This window comes from Azospirillum sp. P4_B5, from assembly GCF_056402275.1.
Genome location: NZ_JBFUHT010000006.1, coordinates 180966 through 207596, shown reverse-complemented (window position 1 = coordinate 207596; position 26631 = coordinate 180966). Strand labels below are relative to the sequence as shown.

General features: G+C 67.3%; 24 protein-coding genes. 11 read left to right on the top strand and 13 right to left on the bottom strand.

The features are described from left to right. Positions 1–216 precede the first annotated feature (216 nt). Positions 217–1314: a TRAP transporter substrate-binding protein gene (locus tag AC1DVI_RS07015; RefSeq protein WP_476957311.1), complete on the top strand. Its 1098-nt coding sequence runs from the start codon at positions 217–219 to the stop codon at positions 1312–1314. Between the two features lie 123 nt (positions 1315–1437). Here the strand turns inward: AC1DVI_RS07015 and AC1DVI_RS07010 are convergent, their stop codons facing one another. From AC1DVI_RS07010 to AC1DVI_RS06985, 6 genes are all read right to left on the bottom strand, one after another. Beyond that, entirely contained in the window at positions 1438–2949 is a 1512-nt protein-coding gene (locus AC1DVI_RS07010; protein ID WP_476957310.1) for a TRAP transporter large permease, read from the bottom strand. Positions 2950–2969: 20 nt separating this feature from the next. Beyond that, on the bottom strand, positions 2970–3509 hold the full coding sequence (locus AC1DVI_RS07005) for a TRAP transporter small permease subunit (protein ID WP_145627225.1): 540 nt from the start codon (positions 3507–3509) through the stop codon (positions 2970–2972). A gap of 224 nt (positions 3510–3733) precedes the next feature. Beyond that, positions 3734–4474, bottom strand: a complete 741-nt coding sequence (locus tag AC1DVI_RS07000; RefSeq protein ID WP_476957309.1) for an arginyltransferase — start codon at positions 4472–4474, stop codon at positions 3734–3736. A gap of 94 nt (positions 4475–4568) precedes the next feature. Beyond that, the gene (locus tag AC1DVI_RS06995; protein ID WP_476957308.1) at positions 4569–5546 is read right to left on the bottom strand and encodes an alpha-E domain-containing protein; all 978 of its coding nucleotides are present in this window, start codon (positions 5544–5546) and stop codon (positions 4569–4571) included. Beyond that, entirely contained in the window at positions 5543–7042 is a 1500-nt protein-coding gene (locus AC1DVI_RS06990; protein WP_476957307.1) for a circularly permuted type 2 ATP-grasp protein, read from the bottom strand. Before AC1DVI_RS06990 ends, AC1DVI_RS06995 begins: the two co-directional genes overlap by 4 nt. Positions 7043–7240: 198 nt before the next feature. Next, positions 7241–8311, bottom strand: a complete 1071-nt coding sequence (locus AC1DVI_RS06985) for a flagellar motor protein MotB (RefSeq protein ID WP_476957306.1) — start codon at positions 8309–8311, stop codon at positions 7241–7243. A gap of 219 nt (positions 8312–8530) precedes the next feature. Here AC1DVI_RS06985 and AC1DVI_RS06980 point away from each other — a divergent pair, with 219 nt between their 5' ends. After that, entirely contained in the window at positions 8531–9010 is a 480-nt protein-coding gene (locus tag AC1DVI_RS06980; RefSeq protein WP_149165158.1) for a flavin reductase family protein, read from the top strand. Positions 9011–9069: 59 nt separating this feature from the next. Here AC1DVI_RS06980 and AC1DVI_RS06975 read toward each other — a convergent pair whose 3' ends face one another. The 5 genes from AC1DVI_RS06975 to AC1DVI_RS06955 form a co-directional block, all read right to left on the bottom strand. Beyond that, positions 9070–11025, bottom strand: coding sequence for a M10 family metallopeptidase C-terminal domain-containing protein (locus tag AC1DVI_RS06975; protein WP_476957305.1), 1956 nt, complete (start codon positions 11023–11025; stop codon positions 9070–9072). A gap of 113 nt (positions 11026–11138) precedes the next feature. Then, a complete protein-coding gene (locus tag AC1DVI_RS06970) occupies positions 11139–12374 on the bottom strand; it encodes a threonine ammonia-lyase (protein ID WP_476957304.1) in 1236 nt (411 codons plus the stop codon). Further along, complete coding sequence (locus tag AC1DVI_RS06965) at positions 12371–14791, bottom strand: penicillin acylase family protein (RefSeq protein ID WP_476957303.1); 2421 nt, start codon at positions 14789–14791, stop codon at positions 12371–12373. The genes AC1DVI_RS06970 and AC1DVI_RS06965 overlap by 4 nt, the downstream gene beginning before the upstream one ends. Before the next feature lie 106 nt (positions 14792–14897). Then, positions 14898–15284, bottom strand: coding sequence for a c-type cytochrome (locus AC1DVI_RS06960; RefSeq protein ID WP_476957302.1), 387 nt, complete (start codon positions 15282–15284; stop codon positions 14898–14900). After that, complete coding sequence (locus AC1DVI_RS06955; RefSeq protein ID WP_476957301.1) at positions 15281–15463, bottom strand: DUF3553 domain-containing protein; 183 nt, start codon at positions 15461–15463, stop codon at positions 15281–15283. Before AC1DVI_RS06955 ends, AC1DVI_RS06960 begins: the two co-directional genes overlap by 4 nt. A gap of 243 nt (positions 15464–15706) precedes the next feature. Between AC1DVI_RS06955 and AC1DVI_RS06950 the strand changes: the two genes are divergently transcribed. The 6 genes from AC1DVI_RS06950 (at position 15707) to AC1DVI_RS06925 (ending at position 22434) form a co-directional block, all read left to right on the top strand. Beyond that, a complete protein-coding gene (locus tag AC1DVI_RS06950; protein WP_476957300.1) occupies positions 15707–16351 on the top strand; it encodes a histidine phosphotransferase family protein in 645 nt (214 codons plus the stop codon). A 331-nt stretch (positions 16352–16682) separates the two neighbouring features. Continuing rightward, entirely contained in the window at positions 16683–19442 is a 2760-nt protein-coding gene (locus tag AC1DVI_RS06945; RefSeq protein ID WP_149165164.1) for a hybrid sensor histidine kinase/response regulator, read from the top strand. Next, positions 19439–19939 (top strand): chemotaxis protein CheW, encoded by a 501-nt coding sequence (locus AC1DVI_RS06940; RefSeq protein ID WP_149165165.1) that lies wholly within the window; start codon positions 19439–19441, stop codon positions 19937–19939. The genes AC1DVI_RS06945 and AC1DVI_RS06940 overlap by 4 nt, the downstream gene beginning before the upstream one ends. 48 nt (positions 19940–19987) lie before the next feature. Then, complete coding sequence (locus tag AC1DVI_RS06935) at positions 19988–20353, top strand: response regulator (RefSeq protein ID WP_476957299.1); 366 nt, start codon at positions 19988–19990, stop codon at positions 20351–20353. A 138-nt stretch (positions 20354–20491) separates the two neighbouring features. After that, positions 20492–21592, top strand: a complete 1101-nt coding sequence (locus tag AC1DVI_RS06930; protein WP_476957343.1) for a protein-glutamate methylesterase/protein-glutamine glutaminase — start codon at positions 20492–20494, stop codon at positions 21590–21592. After that, positions 21589–22434 (top strand): CheR family methyltransferase, encoded by an 846-nt coding sequence (locus AC1DVI_RS06925; protein WP_476957298.1) that lies wholly within the window; start codon positions 21589–21591, stop codon positions 22432–22434. Before AC1DVI_RS06930 ends, AC1DVI_RS06925 begins: the two co-directional genes overlap by 4 nt. A gap of 46 nt (positions 22435–22480) precedes the next feature. Here AC1DVI_RS06925 and gcvA read toward each other — a convergent pair whose 3' ends face one another. Then, on the bottom strand, positions 22481–23386 hold the full coding sequence (gene gcvA, locus AC1DVI_RS06920) for a transcriptional regulator GcvA (protein WP_476957297.1): 906 nt from the start codon (positions 23384–23386) through the stop codon (positions 22481–22483). 134 nt (positions 23387–23520) lie between these two features. On the opposite strand from gcvA, the gene AC1DVI_RS06915 reads away from it, so the two are divergent. After that, entirely contained in the window at positions 23521–23760 is a 240-nt protein-coding gene (locus AC1DVI_RS06915) for a DUF1127 domain-containing protein (RefSeq protein WP_476957296.1), read from the top strand. A 70-nt stretch (positions 23761–23830) separates the two neighbouring features. On the opposite strand, the gene ctrA is transcribed toward AC1DVI_RS06915, so the two are convergent. Next, positions 23831–24562: a response regulator transcription factor CtrA gene (gene ctrA / locus AC1DVI_RS06910; protein ID WP_040134966.1), complete on the bottom strand. Its 732-nt coding sequence runs from the start codon at positions 24560–24562 to the stop codon at positions 23831–23833. 277 nt (positions 24563–24839) lie between these two features. Between ctrA and fliI the strand changes: the two genes are divergently transcribed. Together fliI and AC1DVI_RS06900 are read left to right on the top strand one after the other, a co-directional pair. Beyond that, entirely contained in the window at positions 24840–26186 is a 1347-nt protein-coding gene (gene fliI / locus AC1DVI_RS06905; RefSeq protein ID WP_149165170.1) for a flagellar protein export ATPase FliI, read from the top strand. Continuing rightward, positions 26183–26620, top strand: coding sequence for a flagellar export protein FliJ (locus AC1DVI_RS06900; RefSeq protein ID WP_149165171.1), 438 nt, complete (start codon positions 26183–26185; stop codon positions 26618–26620). Before fliI ends, AC1DVI_RS06900 begins: the two co-directional genes overlap by 4 nt. The last annotated feature ends 11 nt before the right edge of the window (positions 26621–26631 follow it).

The window sequence follows — 26631 nt, the reverse complement described above, 5'->3', positions numbered from 1 at the left end:
TGGTCACCACAGATCCGTGTGAAGGCACAGCGGTGGCACGGGGTCCCATCGGCTCCGGCAGTCTCGGTCCGTGACCCGCACGGTGACGTCGATCCGGCGTTGCCAGAAGACTTCCAACAAACAACAGCCTTTCGGTTCGCACGCCGCGCTCCCTTTCCGGGGGCCGGAACGGCGGCGTGCACCCGCGCCGGGACGAGAGGACCCAAGGAGACCGCCATGAAACGCCGTACCTTCATCACCAGCGCCGGTGTCGGTGTCGCCGCCAGCGCATTGGCCGCCCCCGCCATCGCGCAGAGCAACCCCGAGATCAAGTGGCGCTGCGCCTCGAGCTTTCCCAAGAGCCTGGACACCATCTACGGCGGGGCCGAACGGGTGGCCAAGCGGGTCGCCGAGATGACCGAGGGCAAGTTCCAGATCCGCACCTTCGCCAGCGGCGAGATCGTTCCCGGCCTGCAGGTGCTGGACGCCGTGAAGGACGGCACCGTGGAGTGCGGCCACACCGTCTCCTATTATTACGTCGGCAAGGACCCGACCTTCGCCTTCGACGCGGCGATGCCCTTCGGCCTGAACGCGCGCCAGCAGAACGCCTGGATGACGCACGGCGGCGGCATGGACCTGATGCGCGAGTTCTTCAAGGGCTACAACATCATCCAGTTCGCGGCGGGCAACACCGGAACCCAGATGGGCGGCTGGTTTCGCAACGAGCTGAAGTCCGTTGAGGACCTCAAGGGTCTGAAGTTCCGCATCGGCGGCTATGCCGGCACCATCCTGCAACGCCTGGGCGTCGTGCCGCAGCAGATCGCCGGCGGCGACATCTATCCGGCGCTGGAGAAGGGCACCATCGACGCGGCGGAGTGGGTCGGTCCCTACGACGACGAGAAGCTGGGCTTCAACAAGGTCGCCAAATACTACTACTATCCCGGCTGGTGGGAAGGCGGCCCGCAGGTCTCCTTCCTCGTCAGCCTGCCGCAGTGGGAGCAGCTTCCCAAGCATTATCAGGCGGTTCTGGAAGCGGCCTGCGCCGACGCGACCGCCGACATGGTCGGCAAGTACGACGTGGTGAACATGCACGCGCTGAAGCGTCTGGTCGGCGCCGGCACGGTGCTGAAGCCCTACCCGCGCGACATCCTGCAGGCCTGCTATCAGGCCACCTTCGACGTCTACGAGGAGGAGGCCGCGAAGAACGAGAAGTTCCGCAAGGTCTACGAGCAGTGGCGCAAGTTCCGCGACGAGGAATATCTGTGGTTCCGCGTCGCCGAGAACACCTTCGACAACTTCGTCTACTCGGCCCCGACGCCGAAGAAGAAGTCATAAGGAGAGAGGCTGGACACGAAAAAGCCCCGCGAAAGCGGGGCTTTTTTTGTGCCGATGACCCGGTTGGCTTTCCGCTCCCAGGTCCTCCCCCGCAGGGCGGGAGAGGAGGGAGAGGAAGGCCGGTTACTTGCCCTGCAACTGCCGCATGAGGTCGGCGTTGGGGTCCTCGGCGGGCTGTTCCGGCGCGCCGAAGGGCGGCGGCGGTTCGCCCGAATCGAAGGCCGGGATCTCGATCTGGATGTTGTCGATGTCGATCGGCTCGCCACGGTCCAGTCCGGAGAAGACCATCTCCGGGAATATGATGACCAGCGCCACCATGATCAGCTGGATGCAGACGAACGGCACGGCCCCCCAGTAGATCTGGCCGGTGGTGATCTTCTTGATGATCTTTCCGGTGATCTTGTCCTTGTAATCCTCCCGTGGAGCGACGCTTCGCAGGAAGAACAGGGCGAAACCGAAAGGCGGATGCATGAAGGAGGTCTGCATGTTGACGCCCAGCAGGACGCCGAACCAGATCAGGTCGATGCCCAGCTTCTCCGCGACCGGGGCGAGCAGCGGCACGATGATGAAGGCCAGCTCGAAGAAGTCGAGGAAGAAGGCGAGCAGGAAGACCATGATGTTGACGACGATCAGGAAGCCCAGTTCGCCGCCCGGCAGGCCGGTCAGCAGATGCTCCACCCACAGGTCGCCGTTCACGGCGCGGAACACCAGACCGAAGACCGTCGAGCCGATCAGGATGAAGATGACGAAGGAGGACAGTTTCGCCGTCGTGTCCATCGCCTGACGCATCAGCGACCAGCTCAGCTGCCGCTTGATGAGCGCCAGGATCATGGCGCCCGTGGCGCCCATGGCGCCGCCTTCCGTCGGCGTCGCGATGCCGAGGAAGATGGTGCCCAGCACCAGGAAGATCAGGACCAGCGGCGGCACCAGCGAGGTCAGCACCCGGAACAGGAGTTGGAAGCCGCGCAGGCTCCGCGCCTCCGGCGGCAGGGCCGGGGTGTACTCGGGGCGGACGATGCTGGTGATCAGGATGTAGCTGGTGTAGAGGCCGGTCAACACCAGGCCGGGGATCAGGGCGCCGGCGTACATGTCGCCGACCGAACGGCCGAGTTGGTCGGCCAGGATGATCAGCACCAGCGACGGCGGGATGATCTGGGCCAGCGTGCCCGACGCCGCGATGACGCCGGTGGCGACCCGCCGGTCATAGCCGTAGCGCAGCATGATCGGCAGCGAGATCAGGCCCATCGAGATGACCGACGCGGCGACCACGCCCGTCGTGGCGGCGAGCAGCGCGCCGACGAAGATCACCGCATAGGCCAGACCGCCGCGCAGCGGGCCGAAGAGCTGCCCGACCGTGTCGAGCAAATCCTCGGCCATGCCGGATCGTTCGAGGATCAGGCCCATGAAGGTGAAGAAGGGAATGGCCAACAGCGTGTCGTTGCGCATGATGCCGAAGACGCGCTCCGGCAGCGCCTGGAACAGCGCCGGGGTCAGCAGACCCAGCTCGATGCCGATCAGACCGAAGAGGAGGCCGTTCGCGGCGAGCGCGAAGGCGACCGGGAAACCCATCAAAAGGAAAAGAACAAGCGCCGCGAACATCAGCGGCGCCATGTTCTCAATGAGGAAGGCGGCCATCGTGTGTGGTCCCCGGTCTCTTAGGAGTGGCTGTGCATCTTCTCGCCGGGCTCGTCAATGAGTCCGGCCAGAAAGGCGATGCGCTTGATCAGCTCGGACACCGCCTGCATGGTCAGCAGGAAGAAACCGGCGGGAACCAGGATCTTGGCCGGCCAGCGGATCAGGCCGCCGGCGTCGCTCGACATCTCCTTGGTGATGAAGCTGTCCCAGAACATCGGCCAGGAGAGCCACATGATCAGGATGGCCATCGGGAACAGGAAGACGACGATCCCGAAGATGTCCACCATGCACTGGACGCGCCTGGAGAAGCGACCCAGCACGATGTCGATCCGGATGTGTTCGTTGCGCAGGAACGTGTAGCCGGAGCACAACAGGAAAATCGCGGAGAACAAATACCATTGCAGCTCAAGCCAGGCGTTGGAGCTGTAATGGAGGCTGTAGCGGATGACCGCGTTGCCGGCGCTGACAATCACGGCGACCAGCACCAGCCAATAAACGAGTTTGCCGATGCCGTTGTTGACAGCATCGATCAGCCCGCTGATTCGGAGCAGGAACCTCAACGGAGAGCCTCCCTGTTGGTTTGGAACGGGTATGTCCCCGTCCGTTCCTTTTGTTGCCCTGTGAACGGTGGCGCTGGGCGCCGGTTCAATCTTTTATGGTAACACCAAGGGTGTGTATTCTGCGGCAATATTCCGCAGGCGGCCCCGCTATGCAAGGGCTTGAAGGCCCTTATACGTGATTGCCCCAATATTCCCCAATCATGGGCAATCCGAAGGGCGGTCTGTCAGTCGGCCGGATCGTTCGGCAGGCGGAACCAGCCGTCACGCCCCAGCGCCTCCAGGGGACGGAACTTGGCCTTGTAGGCCATCTTGCGGCTCTGCGCGATCCAGTAGCCGAGATAGACGTAGGGCAAGCCTTCCGCCCGGGCGCGCTCCAGCAGGCTGAGGATCATGAAGCTGCCCAGGCTGCGGCGGTCCTGGCGGGGGTCGTAGAAGCTGTAGACGGCGGAAAAGCCGTCGGTCAGCCGGTCGGTCAGCATGCAGCCGACCAGCCGCCCCTGCGTGTCGCGGGCTTCGAGCAGGCTGGTGTCGGCCCGCCCCTCGTCGATCATGGCGGCGAAATCGGCCATCGCCATGCGCGCCATGTCGGATTCGCCGTGGCGGGAATTCTGATAGAGCGAGAACAGCCGGTACTGTTCCGTCGTGGCGGCAGCGGCAGCCTCCGCCAGGGTCAGGTCGCCGTTGCCGCGGAGGACGCGCTTCTGCGACCGGGTCGGGGCGAAGGAGCCCACCGGGATTCGGACCGGGACGCAGGCCTGGCAATTCGGGCAGACCGGCCGGTAGACGATGTCGTGGCTGCGTCGGAAGCCGGCGCGTGACAGGGTGGAATTGACCTCCGCCGAATAGGGACCCAACAGCCGGGTGAACAGCTTGCGCTCCACCCGTCCCGGCAGATAGGGGCAGGGCATCGGCCCGGACCGGAAGAACTGCTGGAGCGGGCGGAGTTGCGGCTGGATGACCGACATCGGGCTGGCTGACTTCTGAATCACCGGCTCGGGGGCCGGCTGTTGGGGTTCGGCGGCTGGAGAGGGTGCTGAACGGCGGTTTACTTTAAGTAGGCTACTGGGACTGGCTCTGGGTCATGGGGACGGTGTCCTGGCCGAAAAAAGCGCGTCCGATCTCGTTGGTGATGCCGCAGAGTTGGGCCTGCACGCCGTCCAGATACTCGTGCAGGCCGAGCTGGATCACCTCTTCGATCGGGCGGGCCAAAAGCGCGCCGAGCAACTCGTCCACCTTCTCCATCGCCTCACTGCCGTTGCGCAGGGTGTAACGGGACTTCAGGCGGGTCAAGAGGCCGTCGATCTGTCGCACACACATCACAACGGATCGCGGGAATCCCTCGTTGAACATCATGAAGCCGGCGACCGTGGTGGGCGACATGCCACGCGGGTAGACGCGCCGGAAGGCGTGGTACCCGGCGGCGGAGCGCAGCACCGTCGTCCACTGGCTCATGTCCAGCGTGGAGCCGACCACCACGGGGGAGGGCAGCAGCGTGTGGTACTTGATGTCGAGCAGGCGGGTGGTCTGGTCCGCCCGCTCGATGTACTTGCCGAGCTGGTAGAAGTACCAGCCCTGGTCGCGGTAGAAGGTCCCCTCGGTGATGCCGGTGTGGGTCTGGCACTCCTCCTTGATCCAGGTGCAGACCTTGGACAGGTTGGACAGGGCGACGTCCTTGCCGTTCATCTCCACCAGCTTGTTGTGGAACACGTTGATCTGCGTCCACATCTCGGTGGAGATCCAGGGGCGCAGGACGCGGGCGTTCTCCCGCGCCATGCGCAGCATGGACACCAGCGAGTTCGTGTGCTGGGTGTCGAACATATAATAATGGACCACCGCCTCCGCCGTGGGGCGGTCGTGGCGGCTGAAGAAGTCCTTCTCGTCGGCGTTGAGCTGGACGATGGAGAACCAGTTGGTCATCCCCCGCGTGTCGCGCGCGAAGGTCTCATGCACGTCCAGGATACGGGCGAGATTCTCGGCGCGCTCCATGTAGCGCGCCATCCAGAAAATGCATTCGGCGTAACGGGCCAGCAGATTCACGACGCGCTCCCTTCCTGTGCGCCATCCTGGAGACCCCCATCTTGGAGAACCCAGGTATCCTTGGATCCGCCGCCCTGCGACGAGTTGACGATCAGCGTGCCCTTCTTCAGCGCCACGCGGGTCAGACCGCCGGGCAGCACCCAGGTGTTCTTGCCCGTGATGGCGAAGGGCCGCAGATCAACGTGGCGAGGATCAATGCCGTCGTCGGTCACGGTGGGGCAGACCGACAGGTCGACCACCGGCTGGCTGATGTAGTTGGCCGGATCGGCCAGCAGCTTGGACCGGCAATCCGCCAACTCCTCCTTGCTGGCGCGCGGGCCGATGGTGATGCCGTAGCCGCCGGCCTCGCCGACCGGTTTCACCACCAGCTTGTCCAGGTTGTCCAGCGTGTACCGCAGCGCGTCGGCCTCGCGGCAGATGCGCGTGTCCACGTTGGGGATGATCGCCTCCTGGTCCAGGTAGTATCTGATCATCCTCGGGACGTAGCAGTAGATCGCCTTGTCGTCGGCCACGCCGGTGCCGATGGCGTTGGCCAGCGCCACGTTGCCCTTGCGGTAGGCCTCCAGGAGGCCCGGCACGCCCAGCATGCTGTCCGGATTGAAGGCCTTCGGGTCGATGAAGGCGTCGTCGATGCGGCGGTAGATCGAATCGACGCGCGCCAGACCGTTGGTGGTCTTCATGTAGACGCGGTCGTTCTCCACCACCAGATCGCGGCCCTCGACCAGCGGCACGCCCATCTCGCGCGCCAGGAAGATGTGCTCGAAATAGGCGGAGTTGTAGGAGCCGGGGGACAGCAGCACGACCTGCGGGTCGGCGACGTCCTGCGGCGCGATCTCCATCATCGCGTCGAGCAGCTTGTGCCCGTAGTTGTCCACGGGGCGGATGCCGATGTCCTGCATCAGGTCCGGGAACACGCGCTGCATCATGTGGCGGTTCTCGACCACGTAGGACACGCCGGACGGCACGCGCCCGTTGTCCTCCAGCACGCGGAAGGTCCCCTCGCGGTCGCGGACCAGATCCGTGCCCATGATGTGGATGTAGGTGTCGAACGGCACGTCCAGCCCGACCATCTGCGGCCGGAAGCAGCCGTTGCCCAGCACGAGGTCGGCGGGGATCACCCCGTCCTTGAGGATCTTCTGGTCGTGATAGATGTCGTGGAGGAACAAGTTCAGCGCCGTGACGCGCTGGGTGATGCCGGCCTCCAGATGCGACCATTCCTTGGCCGAGATCACCCGGGGAATGATGTCGAAGGGAAGAATCCGGTCCACCGCGTCCTTGTTCGAGTAAACGAGGAAGGTGATGCCCAGATTGTACAGTTCACGTTCGGCGTCCTGCGACCGCCGCAACAGATCCCCGAAGTTCAGACCGGCCAGTCTCTGCCGGATCAGTGCCGAGTGCTCGGCTGGATAATCACGGCCTCCGAACAATTCGTCGTAGTAAAGGCCGGGATCGTAGTTCGTCAATAGGTCAGTCGCCTTGCCTTCGGGTACGCTCACAGACTCCCCCGCAGCTAACGCCCTTGATTGACCGATGCCGTATGGCAATGGTGTCTGCCGCGAAGTATGAACCATCACTTCGCCATTTGAACAGGGCAAACATTCCCCGCGTTGTGCAGCGCATCGACAAAACAAGAAGGGGTACGTTCAAAGGCAGAGAACTAACGCCTTGGTACCAACCCCTCATCGGCTTTGGTATCAATTCGTGGCGGCGGGCGCGGCGGCGGTCTTGCTTTCGCGCAGCAACACCATGCTGATGCGGCGGTTGCGCGGGCTGCCGGGCTGGTCGGGCACCAGCAGATCGCGGTCGGCGCGGCCGATCACGTCCTGGACGCGCTCCTCCGGGATGCCGCCGGCGATCAGGGCGCGGCGCGTGGCGTTGGCGCGTTCGGTGGACAGATCCCAGTTGTCGCGCCCGGCCCCGGAGGTGAAGGGGATGCCGTCGGTGTGGCCGCTGATCGACAGCTTGTTGGGCAGCTTGGCGAGCGCCTTGGCCACCTGCATGACGAGCTGGCGGGTCTGCGGGTACATCTGGCCCGACCCGCCGGGGAACATCGAGACGCGGTCCTGGTCGACGATCTGGATTCGCAAGCCTTCCGGCGTCTGGTCGATCATCAGGTTCTGGGCCAGCGGCTCCAGTTCCGGCACGGATTGGATCGCCTGCCGGATTTCGGTGGCGGCCTGCTGGAACTGGCGGGCCTCCTTCTGGGCGTCCTGCAGCTTCTCGCCGCCTTCCTTCACCCGCTCCGCGAAGTCGGACAGCCGTTCCCCCGGCTTCTGGCCGGGAATGCCGAGCTGCTTGGCCTGTTCCTCCAGCCGTTTCTGGTAGTCGAGCCGCGACTCGTTGGATTTCTGCTCGGCGGGCGAGGCGGGGGGCGAGGAAGGCGGCGGGGCGGCGTCGGTCGGGTCGTTCGCCTCGTCGTCCTCCTGGGTCGAATGGCCGGGCGGACCGGAGACCGGAACATCGGCGGACATCGGGGAGGAGGGAGAGATTTGGGCGCCCGGCGCGGTGATGGTGCGTCCGCCCAGCATGCCGCCGGACCCGGAGCTTTCGCGGCTGACCGAGGTGGGCGAGAAATAGTCCGCGATGCCCTTGCGCTGGTCCGACGTGGTGACGTTGAGCAGCCACAGCAGCAGGAAGAAGGCCATCATCGCCGTCACGAAGTCGGCGTAGGCGACTTTCCAAGCGCCGCCATGGTGGCCACCGTGGCCACCCTTCTTCTTCTTGATGATGATCGGCCGTTCGCCGCCGGACGGGTTCGCTGACATGAAGCCTTGGCTGAATGGGGCCTTGAGGTCGGGAATTCGTGGTCCGTGCCGACACCCGAAGGGTGGACCTTCATCCTTAAGATCCATTTAATGCGGAAGGCGGCCGCTTCCGGACGGTCCGGGGCAGATGCGGCTTGCGCCGAGGGTCCGGCTGGGTTAATCCCGCTGTTTCGCCGCCGCACCCTCGCCCCAATAACCGACGAGCCCATACAGGCCGCCATGACCATCGACTCTCGGGCCTTCCGCAATGCCCTCGGATGCTTCGCCACCGGCATCGCCGTGGTCACCACCGTCGCCCCGGACGGCGAGCCGATCGGCGTGACCGTGAACTCCTTCTCGTCGGTATCGCTCGACCCGCCGCTGGTGCAGTTCTGCCTGGGCCGCGCGGCCATGTCGTTCGAGGCCTTCACCACCGCGCCGTCCTTCGCGGTGAACATCCTGGCCGAAGGGCAGGCGGAGCTGTCCAACCGCTTCTCGCGCCGCGACCTTCAAGAGCGCTGGGACGGGGTGGGGGTCGAGCGCTGGGACAGCGGCGTGCCGATCCTCACCGGCTGCCTCGCCAGCCTGGAGTGCGACCGGGAGCATGTCTATGACGGCGGCGACCACGTCATCATCGTGGGCCGCGTCCGCCGCCTGTCCGGCAGCGAGGATGGGAAGCCGCTGCTCTATTTCCGCGGCGCCTATGCGCAGCTTCCCTGAGGCATCAGGGGGTGTTCGGGGCGCCCGGACGGGACCGGGCGCCCGTCATCGGCCGGGCGTCATTTGAGGGCGAAGGCGAGGTAGCTGGAGCCGCCGACCTCTCCGGGGGTGACGAAGATCGCGCCGAGGGACTTTCCGGCGATGGTCATGCTCATGTCGACGCTGCCGTTGTTGTCGAGATCGATGTGCGCGGTGACGCCCTTCGCGCTCTCGGCGCCGGCCATCTCGGCCCAGGTCAGTTTGGACGTCCCTTCCTTCCAGCCCCAGGCGGTGACCCATTCCCCCGCCTCCAGGTCGGTCACCGTCGACCAGGTGACGCCACCGCCGCGCCCGTCCACGAAGAAGGTGTCGCCGCCGCTCCCGCCGGTCAGGTAATTGGAACCGAGACCGCCGTCCAGCACGTCGTCGCCACCGCCGCCGTCCACCGCGTCGTCGCCGCCCACCGTGTTGATGAAGTCGGCACGCTCCGTCCCGCGCATCGCCTCGCTGTCGTTCTGGCCGATGTGGCTGTTGTGAAGCCAACTCACCGGGCCGGAGTAGTGGTCCATCGCGATTTCGGTGCTGACGCCGCCGCGGGTGATCGAAAGGCGGCGCGCGGGATCGATGGGCACGGGAACCGGAGGCTCCTTGGCGGGATTGGGAAGGTGGGACCGCAGGATGGAGGTGGCGTCCGCGACGGCGACGCTGCGGTCGGTGAAGGACAATTGTTCGATCCCGTGCAGCCGGTCGCTGATGCCCAGCTTGGGAATCGACAGGAACAGGGTGCCGTGCAGGCTGTAGGCATAGGCGTCGGTCGAGGCGGCGCCATAGACCGCGGTGTCGTACCCGAGGCTTCCGTCGAGCACGTTGCTGCCCGTTCCGCCGATCAGCGTGTCGTCACCGGACCCCGCCATGATGTCGTCGTTGCCCGGTCCGCCGTCGAGGCGATTGTTGGCGCTGCCGGGAAGAAACGTGCCATTGACCAAATGGATGGGGTTGGAGAACGATCCGAAGATGGTGTCGTTGCCGGCCCCGCCGATGGCGTTTTCAATGCCGATGCCCTTGGCGATGACGGCGTTGCCATTGATCTCATTGGACGAGAGATCGATGTGCAGACCGCTCGACGCGGCGGAGGCGTCCAGTGTATCGGTTCCACCGGCGTCCCAGATCGCCGCTCCCGCGAGCGGACCGTCGATGCGGTAGACGTCGTCCCCGGTGCGCGTGCCCAGGTTGGCGCCGTACCAGGACTGCAGCACCTGGATGTCCGCCGCCATCGGCCCGACCGGGTTGAACGCCGTGCCGGCCGGCAGGCGGGAGGCTGGTGGCGTGACCGACATCATCGTCCAGCCCGTGCTCCACACGCCGCTCTCCGCCCGCGGATCGTTGCCGGACGCAGGTGCATCGCCGGGCTCGAAGCTGTCGGTGAGGCCGAGGGCGCGCCCGATCTCCCGGAGAACCCGCGCGTATCCAGCGCCGCTGGCGGCGTCGATTCGGTTGGAATCGAAGGCGACCAGACCACTGGACAGGGTCGAGGCGGACGGACCGATGGCGTAGGCGGGCGTGCCCGGATCGTTGTCCAGCCGGGCGTCGTCGATGAAGCGCAGATGGCCGACCAGCGCGCCGGACGCTCCGGGAGCGCCGAGCGGGCCGCCCGTTGCCGACTCGGTGATCTCCACGAAACGGATGCTGGCGACGTCGGCGATGCTGGCCAGGGCGCCGCGGATGGCGTCGCGGAAGGTCGCGCTCAGCGGGGCGGGATTCACCCCCGCGGCGGCGATGGCGGGACCGCCGGCCTCATAGAAGGAGTAGGTGAGGGTAACCGGAGCCGGGGCTTGGCTGGTGCCCCATTTGGTCCCCGACAGGATGGGGGTGAGGGAGGGATCGGAGATCGTCTCCGGTGCCGTCACGATGCCGGTCCGGAGCAGGGCGGGATCGCATCCCAGCGGGCCGCCGTCGATGTCGGTGGCGGGGCGGTTGGCGGAGGTCAACCCGTAGGCGGTGGCGACCGAGGTGGGGACCCAGGAGGCGGCTGGCATACGCGAGTATCCTAATGGAGAGTATTGCTGTTGCTTTTCTCTATCACGGAGTGCGTATCTTTTGCCTAGGGTCGTTGTAAGAAGAGAACCCTATTGCGTCATTCCACCGCGTCTCAGGAAATATCCGTCATCAGTTCCGTCGGAAAGCCCGCTTCCTCCATATGGGCGACGAGTCGCTGGACGTGGCTGCGCCCGCGGGTTTCCAGCACCACGTCGATTTCGGCCATGCGCACCGGCACGTCGTGGAACAGGCGCTGGTGGTGCACCTCCACGATGTTGGCCCCGGCCTCGCCCAGCAAGCGGGCGACCCGGGCGAGCGCGCCGGGGGCATCGGTGATGCCGATGCGCAGCCGCACCATGCGCCCCTCGTAGACCAGCCCGCGCGTCAGGACCTGCGCCAGGATGCGCGCGTCGATGTTGCCGCCGGACACGACGATGCCCACCCGCTTGCCGCGGAACCGCTCCGGATCGTCCAGCACCGCGGCCAGCCCCGCCGCCCCGGCGCCTTCGGCCACCAGCTTCTGCACGGTGGCGAGGCGGTAGACGGCCTCTTCCAGCCGTTGCTCGCCCACCTCGACCACCGCGTCCACATGCCGACGGACCAGCGGCAGGGTGACGGCGCCGGGGGCCTTGACGGCGATGCCGTCGGCGATGGTGGCGCCGCCGCAGGCGATGGGTTGCCCGGCAAGCGCCTGGCGCATCGACGGGAACATGGCGCACTCCACCCCGATCACCGCGATGTCCGGCTTCAGCGCCTTGGCCGCCACCGCCATGCCGCCGATCAGCCCGCCGCCGCCCACCGGCACCACCAGCACCTGCAGGTCCGGCGCGGCGTCGAGCAGTTCCAGGGCGGCGGTGCCCTGGCCGGCGGCGATCAGCGGGTCGTCGTAGGGATGCACGAAGATCAGCCCTTCGCGCGCCGCCAACTCCTGCGCGTAGGCCGCCGCGTCGCTCAGCGTCTCGCCGTGCAGCTCGACCCGCGCGCCCAGGCTTTCGGTGCGCTCCACCTTGGTGAAGGGGGTGAAGGACGGCATCACGATGACCGAGCGGATGCCCAGCCGCGTGGCGTGGCAGGCCACCGCCTGGGCGTGGTTGCCCGCCGACATGGCGATCACCCCGGCCTGCCGCTCCGCCTCACCCAGCGACAGCAGCTTGTTGAGCGCCCCGCGTTCCTTGAAGGAGCCGGTGAGATGCTGGTTCTCCAGCTTCAACACCACCGAGCAGCCGGTGATCTCCGACAGGCGGGGGGAGGCCTCGGTGGGGGTGACGGGAAGATGATTGCCGATCCGCGCGGCGGCGGCGCGGACGTCGTCCAGGGTCAGGGTCGGAGACGGTGTAGCCTCGGTCATTGCGGACTCCCTGGTCGGATGGGGGAAAGCGTGAGCAGCGTGGCGCCGTCGCGGGCCAGCGTGCCGCGGTCGCCGGCCAGCCGCAGGCCCAGGCCGTCGCGCCAGCCCTGCACCAGATCCCCCCAGTGGGGCGACAGCGGGTTGCCCGACTGGCCGGTGGCGATGGAGAAGCGGGAGTTGCCGAGGTCCGCCAGATCGTAGACCGCGCGCAGCCCCGGACCGTGGATGTGGGAGAAGGGGTCCTGCGGGTCGCGCACGCGGGTGGTGCCGCGGTTGACGGTGAAGGCGCCGCCGCCGGTCGGAAGCGACAGGTCGAACATCTGGCCCAGCAGCGGCACCCGGCCGAGAAGCCGGTGGTTCAGGGCGGCCTTGTGCTCCGCCCCCCAGCGCCAACCGTTCATGTCCGTTCCGTGGCGCCGCTCGATCTCCGCCAGCGCCGATTTCAGGGCGCCGGCCAGCATGACGGTGCAATCCTCGCGGGCCGGCGTCGTCCGGTCGTCGCACCACTGCGGCGCCTGGGTCAGCACGCGGTGCAGGGCGCGGGGGCGCAGGTCCCAGTAGCCCTGGAACAGCGGCCCCAGTTCGTCGGCGAAGACGCTGCGCACCAGCTCCCGCTCCCACCAGGAGAAGATCAGCGGCTCGGCCCGGTCGCGGTCCATCCGCCCGTCCCAGCCGGCCAGACGGTCGAGCGCGGCGCGGGCCTGCCCATTGAAATCGGGCACGCCGCGCAGCGGCTCCAGCATCAGAGGCAGCAGGTCGCGAGCGGGCAGGGACAGCTCGTCCATCTGCTGGGCGGCGACCTCCTCCACCGTGTGCGGGCCGTCGCTCAGCATCTGCACGATCCGCTCCGCGCGGGCGGGGTCCGGCCATTCGGTCGCCAGGGCGTAGGGATAGCCGGGGCCGACCACCGCGTTGTTGGCGTTGACGAACTGGCCCGACGGCGGATCGACCGCCTGGGGCAGCGCGTCGAAGGGGATGTAGCCGATCCAGTCGTGTTCGCCGGTCCAGCCCGGCACCGGAACGCGCCCGTCGCCGCCGCGCCGCACCGGGACCAGCGCCGGCGACAGGAAGCCCAGCGTCCCCGCGGTGTCGGCGTAGACGACGTTCTGCTGCGGCGCCACGTGGAGGAACAGCGCCTCGCGCACCGTGGCGGCGTCGGCGGCGTGGTTGAGGCGGTACAGCGCCTCCGCCGTGGTGTCGGCGTCGGACAGGCCGGGGAAGGCCAGCGCCAGAACATGACCCTCCGGCGTGGCGGATGCGGCGTCCGGCGTGGTCAGCACCGGGCCGTGCCGCGTCTCGCGCACCGTCAGCGCCTCGTCCGGCTGGCCGGCGATGCGGATCGTTTCCTGGCGCGTCTCGAAGGCCGCACCGCCGTCCGGCGTCAGGTAGCGGTCGGGGTCCTGCGGGTCGAGCTTCTCGATGAACAGGTCCTGGGTGTCGCTGTGGGTGGTGGTGAAGCCCCAGGCGACGCGCCCGTTGTGCCCCAGGATGTGAAGCGGCACGCCGGGGATCGTCGCCCCGGCGATGCGGTGGTCCGGCGTCACGATGCGCGCCAGATACCAGAGGATCGGCGCCTCCAGCCCGAGATGGGGGTCGTTGGCGATGATCGGCTTGCCGGTCGCGCTGCGCGCCCCGGTCAGCGCCCATTCGTTGGACGCGGTGTCGAAGCCGAGGTCGGGCAAGGCGGCCAGCGCCTTCGGCAAATCCATGCCGTCGAGCGCCGCCGCCAGGGTCACCGGGGCGGTGGGGTCGGAGTCCGGGAACAGGTCGCGCATCTGCTCCGGCGTCAGGCTTCTCAGGGCGCTGGCGCGGAACAGCTCGTCCCGCGAATCGCCGGAGAGCTGGAGCGCCATCAGCTTGCCCCAGACGAGGCTGTCGGCGGGCCGCCAGGGCTCCGGCGTGTGGCGCAGAAGCTGGAACTCGATGGGCAGCGCCTCGCGGCGCGTCTCCATCCAGGCATTGACCCCGGCGGCGTAGGCGTCGAAGGCCGTGCGGGCTTCCGGCGACAGCTCCTCATAGGCCTCCTCGGCCCGGCGATAGACGCCCAGCGTGCGCATGGAGCGGTCGAGCCGCAGCGCCCAGTCGCCGAAGCGCGTGCCGACCAGCTCGGCCAGACGCCCGGCGCCGCTGCGCCGCATCGTCTCCATCTGCCACAGCCGGTCCTGCGCGTGGACGTAGCCGAGCGCGAAATAGGCGTCCCGCTCGGTGGCGGCGAAGATGTGCGGGATGGCGTTGCGGTCGCGCAGGATCTCCACCGGGCCTTCGATCCCCAGGACGGCGGCGGCGCCCTCATAGGCCGGGGTCTGCTGGCGAAGCCACAGCAGGAAGCCGCCCGCCCCCAGCACGGGCACCACGACCACCAGGGCGAGAGCGGCGACCAGGATGGCCAGGGGCTTGCGGGCGGCACGGGGAATCATCGGGCGACCAGAACTCGGAAAGGGGGCACGACAGACAGAGATGGGGATGGGGGCGGCCCGGGGCCATGCTCACCGATTCTGATCGCGACAGCCCGCGATGCCGGACCTACGGTGCCGTGGCTTCTTTCAGATAGGCGACCAGATCCCGCCGGTCGGACGCGCTGGTGATGGTCTGCATCGGCATCTTGCTGCCGGGGGTCATCACGTCGGGGCCGATCTCGAACAGCCGGGCCACCGCCGCCTCGTCCCAGACGATGCCGCTGCCCTTCAGCGCCGGGGAGTAGTGATAGCCCTCCACCGCCCCGGCGGGGCGCCCGAACAACCGCCACAGCGTCGGGCCGGCGCGGTTGCCGCCGTCCGGCGTCAGCGTGTGGCAGAAGGCGCAGGCGCGGAACAGCGTCCTACCGCGCTCCGGATCGGGCGCGTCGTCGCCCAGCGCGGGGCTGCCGGCGGCCAGCAGGAGGAGGACGGCCAGCGGCAACCTTCCATTCACGGCGCGTCGTCCGGATCGGTGACGGTCAGCGAGACCACCGACGTGTTGATGAGCAGCTTTCCCGCATTCTCGAAATTCACGGTGACGCGGTCGCCGATGGCCGACTGCACCTGCCCCAACCCCCAGTCGGGGCGGGCGGGGTGGCGCACCCAGGCGCCGGGAACCAATGAATCGWCCATGCCGCGCCCCCTGCATCCACTGGATTCGGTTATCGCTTTCGCGGGATGACCGCGGAAAAGCGGCGGCATCCGCGCCCCTGGAATGATACAAACAGACGTCGCCGCCGGCCATCCCCATGGGGCACCGGCATGCAACAGAATGCCGCCCGGCCGGGGGAAGTTCCTGGACGACGTTCCCCGGGCCGCGCTTTGGCCGATGGCCGTTTCGCCGACGGTCGGCCATCAACGATCTGGAGACCTCCCGTGCCGCTGGACATTCGCGTGATCGAGCTTGTCGCTTCCCGCATCTGCCACGACCTCGTGAGCCCGGTGGGAGCGATCCGCAACGGGCTGGAACTGATCGAGGAGATGGAGGACGAGCCCGCCGGGGGCTTCATGGGCGAGGCGGTGAAGCTGATCGAGCATTCCTCTGGGCAGGCCGACCGGCGGCTGCGCGTCTTCCGGCTGGCCTACGGCCTCGCCGGGCGGGAGCAGAAGGGCTTCGGCGACACCCGCTCCTCCGCGCAGGGGCTGCTGGAGGGCGGGCGGACCACGCTGGACTGGCCGGCGGGGGTGCCGAACGACCAGCTCGCCTTCAAGCGCGGCGCGTCGAAGGTGCTGCTCAACGTCATCATCCTGGCCGACGAGGCGCTGACCCACGGCGGCACCATCACCGTCGCGGCGGACGGGGACGAGCAGGCGGGGCGCTTCATCATCACCGCCGCCGGACGGCCCGGCGCCCTGAAGGACGAGTCCGCGGCGGCGCTGGCCGGCACAGTGGCCGCCGCCGACCTGACCCCGCGCAGCATCCACGCCTACATGACCGGGCGCTTCGCGGAAGACGACGGCTACCGCGTCGCCGCCACCCCGGCCGGGCCGGATCGGCTGGTTTTCACCGTGGAGTGGTGACGCGGCCCCCGCCGGAGGCGTGACCCGCGCATCGACGTCTTTCAAACCGCCGCCGGTCCGGTGCGCGGCGTTTGGTCATGGCCGTGCGCAGCATGTCCGGCGGTCATAGGCCGCCGCGTCGGCACCGGCCTCGCCGGCTGTGACCTTGGGCCGCGTGGCTCGGCATGACGGCGGAGCCCGAGAGTGGTATCGAAGGAGGTAAGGTTCTCTTAATCAGTGTTTGACAGGCTCCCACCATAGCTGGAAAGGCCCGTACCGGCGGCGTCGCGCACGCCGCCCTCCGGACGGCCCGGCCGGAAACGGATACAATTGCGGGCGTGGGGATCGCGACATGGATGATCTGCTCTCCGAATTCCTGACGGAAACCAACGAGAACCTGTCGGTTCTCGACGTGGAACTGGTCCGTCTGGAGCAGAATCCCAACAATCCGGAACTTCTGTCGAACATCTTCCGTCTGGTGCACACCATCAAAGGCACCTGCGGCTTCCTCGGCCTGCCACGCCTGGAAAAGGTTGCGCACGCCTCGGAAAACGTGTTGGGCAAGTTCCGCGACGGTGAACTGACCATCAACCCGGAAGCGGTCTCGCTGATCCTTCAGGCGCTGGACACCATCAAGAGCCTGCTGGCGGTGCTGGAGGCGACGGAGGCGGAACCGCCGGGCGACGACCTGCCGCTGATCGAGCGGCTGAACCTGTGCGCCGAAGGCAAGCTGGGCGCCGCCGCGGCCAAGCCCGCCCCGGCCCCGGAGCCCCCGCCGGCCCCCGCGGTCGCGGCGGCGGAGGTGGCCCCGGCCTCCTCGGGCAACCTCACGCTGGACGAGCTTGAGGCGATCTGGAACTCAACTCCCGGTCCGACCAGCACCGCCCTGGCCCCGGTCGCCGCGGAACCGGCGGAAGACCCCGTCCCCTCGCACGATCTGGTGGTGCCGGACCCCGATCCGGTCCCCGCCGCCGCCAAGATGCCCGCTCCCGCCGCGGAGGCCGCCTCCGGCGCCGGTGCGGGCGGCGAGGCCGCGACGAAGGAATCGGCGGTCGCCGCGCAGACCATCCGCGTCAACGTGGACCTGCTCGAAAACCTGATGACCATGGTGTCGGAGCTGGTGCTGACCCGCAACCAGCTGCTCCAGATCCTGCGGTCGCAGAAGGAGAGCGAGTTCGCCGCCCCGCTGCAGCGCCTGAACCACGTGACGTCGGAGTTGCAGGAAGGCGTCATGAAGACGCGCATGCAGCCCATCGGCAACGCCTGGGCCAAGCTGCCGCGTCTGGTGCGCGACCTGTCGCACGAACTGGGCAAGAAGATCGACCTCCAGATGCTCGGCGCCGACACCGAGCTGGACCGCCAGGTGCTGGAGCTGATCAAGGACCCGCTGACGCATATGGTGCGCAACTCCGCCGACCACGGCCTGGAGGTGCCCGCCGACCGTCTGCGCTCGGGCAAGTCGGAGACCGGCCGCATCACGTTGAACGCCTATCACGAGGGCGGCCACATCATCATCGAGATCCAGGACGACGGTAAGGGCCTGGCGATCGACCGGATCAAGCAGAAGGCGATCCAGAACGGGATGGCCTCGGAAGGCGAGCTGGCGGCGATGTCCGACCAGCAGATCATCCAGTTCATCATGAAGCCCGGCTTCTCGACCGCGGCGAAGGTCACCAACGTGTCGGGCCGCGGCGTCGGCATGGACGTGGTGAAGACCAACATCGAGAAGATCGGCGGCACGATCGAGATCAAGTCCCAGCAGGGCAAGGGCTCGACCTTCGTCATCAAGATCCCGCTGACGCTGGCCATCGTCTCCGCCCTGATCGTGGAGTGCGCCGGCGAGCGCTTCGCCATCCCGCAGATCAGCGTAGTCGAGCTGGTGCGCGCCGCCGCCGACAGCGAGCACACCATCGAGCGGCTGAAGGGCACGCCGGTCCTGCGCCTGCGCAACCGCCTGCTGCCGCTGGTCTCGCTGCAGGAGCTGCTGCGGCTGGACGACCAGGAAGGTGGGGAGAAGAAGACCGACGAGACCTTCATCGTGGTCACGCAGGTCGGCACCTACACCTTCGGCATCATGGTCGACCGCGTGTTCGACACCGAGGAAATCGTGGTGAAGCCGGTGGCGCCGATCCTGCGCCACATCGAGATGTTCTCGGGCAACACCATCCTCGGCGACGGCTCGGTCATCATGATCCTCGACCCGAACGGCATCGCGTCGGCGACCGGCGAGATGGCCATGGGCGAGAACGTCTCGAAGGAGGCGGCCTCTGTCCAGGCGACCCGCCAGGAGGACAAGATGGCGCTCCTGCTGTTCCGCGCCGGGGCCGGCGCGCCGAAGGCGGTGCCGCTGTCGCTGGTCGCCCGCCTGGAGGATGTCGATCTCGCCAGCGTCGAATCGTCCAACGGCATGCCGGTGGTCCAGTACCGCGGCAAGCTGATGCCGCTGGTGCCGATCGATCCGGGTTTCATGATCGGCCAGGAAGGCCGCCAGCCGGTGCTGGTCTTCGCCGACGGCGACCGGTCGATGGGCCTGATCGTCGACGAGATCGTCGACATCGTCGAGGAGCGTCTGGTGGTGCAACTCACCGCCGACCGTCCGGGCCTGATGGGCTCGGCGATCATCGCCGGCAAGGCGACGGATGTGATCGATGCGGGCTTCTTCCTGACCCAGGCCTACAAGGATTGGTTCGGCTCGTCCTCGACCGATGCGTATGAGGAGGAGAGGGCGCTCCAGCGCGTGCTGCTGGTCGATGACAGCCCCTTCTTCCGCAACCTGCTGACCCCGCTGCTGTCGGTCGCCGGCTACGACGTCACCGCGGTGGAGAACGCCAACGAAGCGCTGGCGCTCTGCGAGGCGGGCGAGGACTTCGACGTCATCGTCTCCGACATCGAGATGCCGGGGATGAGCGGCTTCGACTTCGCCGAAGCGGTCCGCCAGGGCGGCACCCGCTGGAGCGGCACGCCGATGGTCGCCCTGTCCAGCCACGCTTCCCCGCGCGACCTCGACCGCGGCCGTCAGGCCGGGTTCACCGACTATGTCGCCAAGTTCGACCGTGACGCGCTGCTGTACGCGCTGCAGCAGACCCTGTCCGAGCAGAAAGGTGCCGCATGAGCAACGCCAAGCTGCCCGCCACCACCAAGAAGTCCAAGGGCGACGAGATCACCTCCGGTGGCAGCCAGGACTATGTGACCATGACGATCGCCGACCAGCTGTTCGGCATCCCGGTCCTGCAGGTCCAGGACGTGCTGGGGCATCAGCGGATCACCCGCATCCCGCTGGCCCCGCCGGAGGTCGCCGGTTCGCTGAACCTGCGCGGGCGCATCGTCACCGCCATCGACGTGCGCCTGCGGCTCGGCTTGACGTCGCGCCCGAAGGACAAGCCGGGCATGTCCATCGTGGTGGACCTGCGCGGCGAACTCTACAGCCTGATGGTCGATTCGGTGGGGGAGGTGCTGAGCCTTTCCAACGACGATTTCGAGCGCAACCCGGCCACCCTCGACCCGCGCTGGCGCGAGGTGTCCACGGGCATCTATCGCCTGAACGGTCAGCTCATGGTGGTTCTGGACGTGCCGCGTCTGCTGAATTTCACCACGTTGGAAGCGGCCTGAGGCGAAACCCCGGTCGGTGTGCAAAGCGAAGCCTGAGGCCCGTTCACCATGAAAGTTTGCCTGGTCGTCGATGACAGCCGCGTGGTCCGCAAGGTCGCGCGGAAGATCCTGGAAGAGCTGCACTTCGCCTGCACCGAGGCGGAGGACGGCAGGCAGGCCATGGAGGCCTGCGCGCAGAAGATGCCGGACGCCATCCTGCTGGACTGGAACATGCCGGTGATGACCGGCATCGAGTTCCTGCGCCGTCTGCGCAAGATGAGCGGCGGGGATCTTCCCAAGGTCGTGTTCTGCACGACCGAGAACGACCTCGCCCACATCCAGGAGGCGCTGTCCGCCGGGGCGAACGAGTACATCATGAAGCCTTTCGACAGCGACATCATCCAGACCAAGTTCCAGCAGGTCGGGCTGCTGTGACGGGCGGGACCACCGCACCGTTTGCCGCTCCGACCCTGAAAGGCTGATTGCGTTATGTCCGATCGTTTCGGCAGACCTCCTCCCCCCGCGCCGTCGGGGCATCCGTCCGGCGCGGCCGGCGGCGATCCCGTCCGGGTGATGGTGGTCGACGATTCCGCCGTGATCCGTGGCCTTCTGACCCGCGCACTGGAAGGCGATTCCGAGATCCGCGTGGTCGCGTCGGTCGGCGACGGCCAGATGGCGGTCAACGCCCTGCAACGCAACTCGCTCGACGTCATCGTCCTCGACATCGAGATGCCGGTGATGGACGGGCTGACCGCCATCCCGAAGCTGCTGGCGGTGGCGCCGCAGGTGAAGATCATCATGGCCTCCACGCTGACGCTGCGCGGGGCCGACATCTCCATGCGCTGCCTGTCCGCGGGGGCCGCCGACTACATCCCCAAGCCGACCTCCACCCGCGAGATCGGCGGCGCGGACGCCTTCAAGCGCGAGCTGGTGTCGAAGGTCAAGGCGCTGGGCGCCGCCGCCCGCCGCGCCGGGTCCCGCACCCGCGGCGAGCTGCGCCCGCTGAACCCGGTGCCCGCCGCCTTCCTCAAGCGCGAGCCGCCGACCGTCACGCTGCGCCCGGCTCCCGCCGTCGGCTCCGTCGGCCAGGTCAAGCCGGACGTGATCGCCATCGGCAGTTCCACGGGCGGCCCGCAGGCGCTGTTCGAGGTGCTCGCCCATCTGAAGACCGGGGTCACCCAGCCGATCCTGATCACCCAGCACATGCCGGCGACCTTCACCACCATCCTGGCCGAACACATCACCCGCCAATGCGGGCTGAACGCCCAGGAGGCGAAGGACGGCGAGCCGGTCGTGTCGGGGCGCTGCTACATCGCGCCGGGCGACTTCCACATGCTGGTCACCCAGCGTGCGGGCGCCAACGTGATTTCGCTGACCAAAGACCCACCCGAGAATTTTTGCCGCCCGGCGGTGGACCCGATGATGCGGTCCATCCTCCGCGCCTTCGGCGGGCGCAAGGTTCTCGCCTGCATCCTGACCGGCATGGGGCAGGATGGGCTGAAGGGCTGCACCGATGTGGTGAACGCCGGCGGCACCCTGATCGCGCAGGACGAGGCGTCCAGCGTCGTGTGGGGCATGCCGGGCGCCGTCGCCCAGGCGGGCATCTGCTCCGCGGTGCTGCCGCTCAAGGAAATCGGTCCCTACATCCGCAAGTTCGCATCGAGGGCAGCATGAGAGTCGAAGATTTCGACATGTTCTCCACGCTGCTCAAGCAGCGTTCCGGTCTGGTCCTGACCCGGGACAAGGCCTACCTGCTCGAATCCCGGCTCATGCCGGTGGCGCGCAAGTGGAACATGAAGGGGTTGGAGGAGCTGGCCTCCACCGTGCGGACGCGCAAGGACGAAGCTCTGCTGCGCGACATCACGGAGGCGATGACGACCAACGAGTCGTCCTTCTTCCGCGACCAGAAGCCCTTCGACCAGTTCAAGCAGATCGTTCTGCCGAGGCTGCTGGAGGCGCGCGCCGCCAAGCGGTCGATCCGCATTTGGTCGGCGGCCTGCTCGTCCGGGCAGGAGGCCTACTCGCTGGCCATGCTGCTGAGCGAGGACGCGGCGAAGCTGGCCGGCTGGCGGATCGAGATCGTCGGCACCGACATCTCCGCGGAAATGGTGGAACGCTCCAAGTCGGGCGTCTACACCCAGTTCGAGGTGCAGCGCGGCCTGCCGATTCAGATGCTGGTGAAGCATTTCAAGCAGCAGGGCGACAAGTGGCAGATCAGCCAGCAACTGCGCCAGATGGCCTCCTTCCGCGAATTCAACCTGTTGGGCGACCTGTCGGGCCTGGGGCAGTTCGACATCGTGTTCTGCCGCAACGTGCTGATCTATTTCGACCAGCCGACCAAGACCAAGGTTCTGGAGGCGATCGCCCGCCAGATGCCGCAGGACGGCGTGCTCTATCTGGGCGGTGCGGAAACCGTGCTGGGCATCACCGACCGCTTCAAGCCGGTGGAAGGCCAACGCGGTCTGTACAGCCTGGGCGGCTTCCAGGTGCCGAGCGGGCTCAAGGCGGCCGTGTGACTCAAATGGCTGTGACTCAAAAGGCTGTGATTCAAAACGGCCTGATTTAGGGCGGCGTGACGGTGATACGGTCGGCGGCGCCTTCCTCCATGACCCAACGGCGGAAGGCGGCGATCTTCGGCCGGTCGGCGGTGACCTCCGGGCAGACGAGGTAGTAACCGAAGTCTCCCGGCAGGGCGAGGTCGAACAGCCGGGTCAGCCGCCCGCTCGCCAACTCCTCCGACACCAGGGTGCCGCGCGCCATCGCGATGCCCTGGCCGTTTTCCGCGGCTTCGATGGCGATTCCGATCTCGTCGAAGACCATCTCGGAGCTTGGCTTCAGGTCGCCGAGCCCGGCCATCGCCAGCCACGTCGCCCAATAGCTGTGGCCGGTCTCCTCGACCAGGACATGATGGCGCAGGTCGGCGGGCTGCCGCAGCGGCGTCGGACCCTGCAGCAGGGCCGGGCTGCACACCGGGAACACCGCGTCGTCGAGGAAGCGGTCGGCCCGCAAGCCCTCCCACACCCCAAGGCCATGGCGGAGCCCGATGTCGATGTCGGCTTCGCGCTCGAAATCGATCTCGTGCTGGCTGACGCTGATGCGCAGATGGATTTCCGGGTGGCGGGCGCGGAAGCGGCCGATGCGGCTCATCAGCCAGCGGCTGGCGAAGGAGGGCGAGACGCTCATCGTCAGCACGCCGGAGCGCTCATGCTCCATCACCCGCTCCAGGCCGGTGGCCAGCCGCGCGAAGGCGTCGCGCACGCTGGGCAGCAGGAGCTGGCCGGCGTCGGTCAGAACCAACGCCTGATTCAACCGGCGGAACAGCCGGATGCCCAGTCGATCCTCCAAGGTCCGGATCTGGTGGCTGATCGCGCTCTGGGTGACGTTCAACTCCTCCGCCGCCCGGGTGAAGCTGAGATGGCGCGCCGCCGCTTCGAAGGCGCGCAGGCCGTTGAGGGGAGGGATCTGCATGGGTCCGCATCCGCCGGATTGTTGCCTAGCCGCATGAAATTCTCTCATGCAGGTTAGAGAAAGCATCCTTTGCGGGCAAGCCGCTTCCAGGTGCATTCCTAAGGGACGGAATTCATCAAGCGGAGTGTCGGATCATGAGCAGGAGAGCGCTGGGCGCCGTTTCCGCGGAGCGGGGCACGGTGTCCTTCGGACACGCTGGAATTGACGGCGCGCAGGGATTTTTGAAGCGGGGGCTCAGGGAGGTGCTCGGCATGATCGAACGCCACCGGCAGCGCCGCTCCCTGGCGGCACTGGACGACCATCTGCTGCGCGATGTCGGGTTGAGCCGCACGGAGGCCCGCCGCGAAGCCGACAAGGCGTTCTGGCAGGAATAACCGTGGAAGGCGGCGGGCCTGAACCCGCCGCTCACCGGCATGACGTTCAACAGTGATGGGCGTTCGGCAGTCAGCCGGCGGCTTGGGCCTGCTGGTGCGGGACGCGCGGGATCGGCGACGCCTCCTCGTGCGGGTCGCGCAGCACGTAGCCGCGGCCCCACACCGTCTCGATGTAGTTGTCGCCCTGGGTGGCGGCGGCCAGCTTCTTGCGCAGTTTGCAGACGAAGACGTCGATGATCTTCAGTTCCGGCTCGTCCATGCCGCCGTAGAGATGGTTTAGGAACATCTCCTTGGTCAGGGTCGTGCCCTTGCGCAGGGACAGCAGTTCCAGAATGCCGTATTCCTTGCCGGTCAGGTGGAGCGGCTGGTTGTCCACCTCCACCGTGCGGGTGTCCAGATTCACGGTCAGGCGGCCGGTGCGGATGATGCTGTCGGAATGGCCCTTGGAGCGGCGGACGATGGCCTGGATGCGGGCGATCAGCTCGCGCTTGTCGAAGGGCTTGGTCAGATAGTCGTCGGCGCCGAAGCCCAGACCCTTGATCTTGTGGTCCAGCTCCGACAGGCCGGAAAGAATGAGGATCGGCGTGGTCACCCGCGCGGCGCGCAGGCGGCGCAGCACCTCGTAGCCGTCGATGTCCGGCAGCATCAGATCGAGGATGATGATGTCGTAATCGTACAGCTTGCCGATTTCGAGTCCATCCTCACCGAGGTCGGTAGAGTCGACGATGTAGCCTTCCGACTGGAGCATCAGTTCGATGCTCTTGGCCGTGGAGGAATCGTCTTCGACCAGCAGAACCCTCATGGCGATATCCCGATGTTTGATGGCGCGTTTCTGGCTTCCGAAGCGGCGTTGCTGTCCCGCAGTTCCTTAACCAATTCCCTTAACAGATCCGCTCGTCTGTTTACACAGGTTAACAGACGATTCAGCTTAACGCCAGAGGCATAGCACTTCATTTAACGTTAATGTTTTTGGACGAGCATGACGCGGGCGGCATGGCGGCGGACTCCCGGCCCACCGCAAATTGCGCCGCCTGCGCCCGGCTCACCCGTCCCATTTCCGTACGCTGATCCGCAAGACCGTGCCCGCCGACGTCGCCCGCATCCTCCAGGAAATCGAGTCCGTGTCCGGTTGCAGCCGGTTCGGGCGGGTCACCGCCGTGCTCGGCCTGCTGGTCGAGGTCGGAGGGATCGAGAAGGAGCTGTCGGTGGGCGGCCGCTGCATCGTGGAATCCCGCGACGGCCGGCAGGTCCCCTGTGAGGTGGTGGGATTCCGCCAGGGTCGCGCGCTGCTGATGCCCTTCGGCTCCATCGACGGGGTCGGGCTGGGCTGCCGCGCGCTGGTGTCGGACAGCCAGCCCATGGTCTTCCCGACGGAGGCGTGGCTCGGCCGCGTCATCAACGCGCTGGGCGAGCCGGTGGACGGCAAGGGACCACTGCCCAAGGGGACGCATGGCGTTCCCATCCGCAACAACCCGCCGCCCGCCCACTCCCGCGCCCGGGTGGGCGAGAAGCTGGACCTGGGCATCCGCGCCATCAACGCCTTTCTCACCTGCTGCCGCGGGCAGCGCATGGGCATCTTCGCCGGCTCCGGCGTCGGCAAGTCGTCGGTGATGTCGATGCTCGCGCGCTTCTCCGGCGCGGAGGTCGCGGTGATCGGTCTGATCGGCGAACGCGGGCGTGAATTGCAGGAATTCATCACCGAGGATCTGGGCGAGGAGGGCCTGTCGCGCAGCGTCGTGGTTTGCGCTACCTCCGACGAGGCGCCGCTGATGCGCCGCCAGGCTGCCTACATGACTCTGGCCGTGGCGGAGGCCTTCCGCGATGCCGGCCGCAACGTGCTGTGCATGATGGACAGCGTGACCCGCTTCGCCATGGCTCAGCGCGAGATCGGCCTGTCGGCCGGCGAGCCGCCGACGACCAAGGGCTATCCCCCGACTGTCTTCGCCGAGCTGCCGCGCCTGCTGGAACGCGCCGGCCCGGGCCTCAGCGGGTCGGGCTCCATCACCGGGCTGTTCACCGTGCTGGTGGAAGGCGACGACCACAACGAGCCCATCGCCGACGCCGTGCGCGGCATCCTGGACGGTCACATCGTCCTGGAGCGCCAGATCGGCGAGCGCGGGCGCTATCCGGCCATCAACATCCTGCGCAGCGTGTCGCGCACCATGCCCGGCTGCAACTCCCCCATGGAGAACGAGCTGGTGAACCACGCGCGGCGGCTGATGTCGTCCTACGACAATATGGCGGAGATGATCCGCCTCGGCGCCTACCGCAAGGGCACCGACCCGCAGGTGGACGAGGCCATCCATTTCCAGCCGGCCTTGGAGGCGTTCCTCAAGCAGGGCAAGCGCGAGGCGACCGACCTCGACAACAGCTACGCCCAGCTTGCCGCCATCTTCGGCATTGAACAGTGGCCGCCGCAAGAATGAGCAGTCTCAAGACCATCATCCGCCTCCAGAAATGGAAGCTCGACGAGAAGCGCCGGGCTCTGGCGGAGCTGCAGAACCTCGCCGACCGGCTCCAGGCCGAAATCGACCGGCTGAAGGAAGAGATCGCGGCGGAGCGCGACACCGCGCGCGGCAACGTCGAATACGCCTTCACCTACAGCAACTACATCCAGGCGGCGATGGAGCGCGGCAAGCGGCTGACCCAGTCCATGGGGCAGGTGGAGGCCCAGATCGCCGTCGCCACCGACGAGATGGCCGAGGCCTTCCAGGAGCTGAAGCGCTACGAGCTGGCCGAGGAGGAGCGGCTGAAGCGCGAGAAGGAAAAGCTGAAGCGCAAGGAGGCCAACATGCTGGACGAAACCGCGCTGGTCGGCTTCCGCCGCCGCCAGCGGGAAGAAAGCGAACTGGAAACCTGACAGCACGGCCT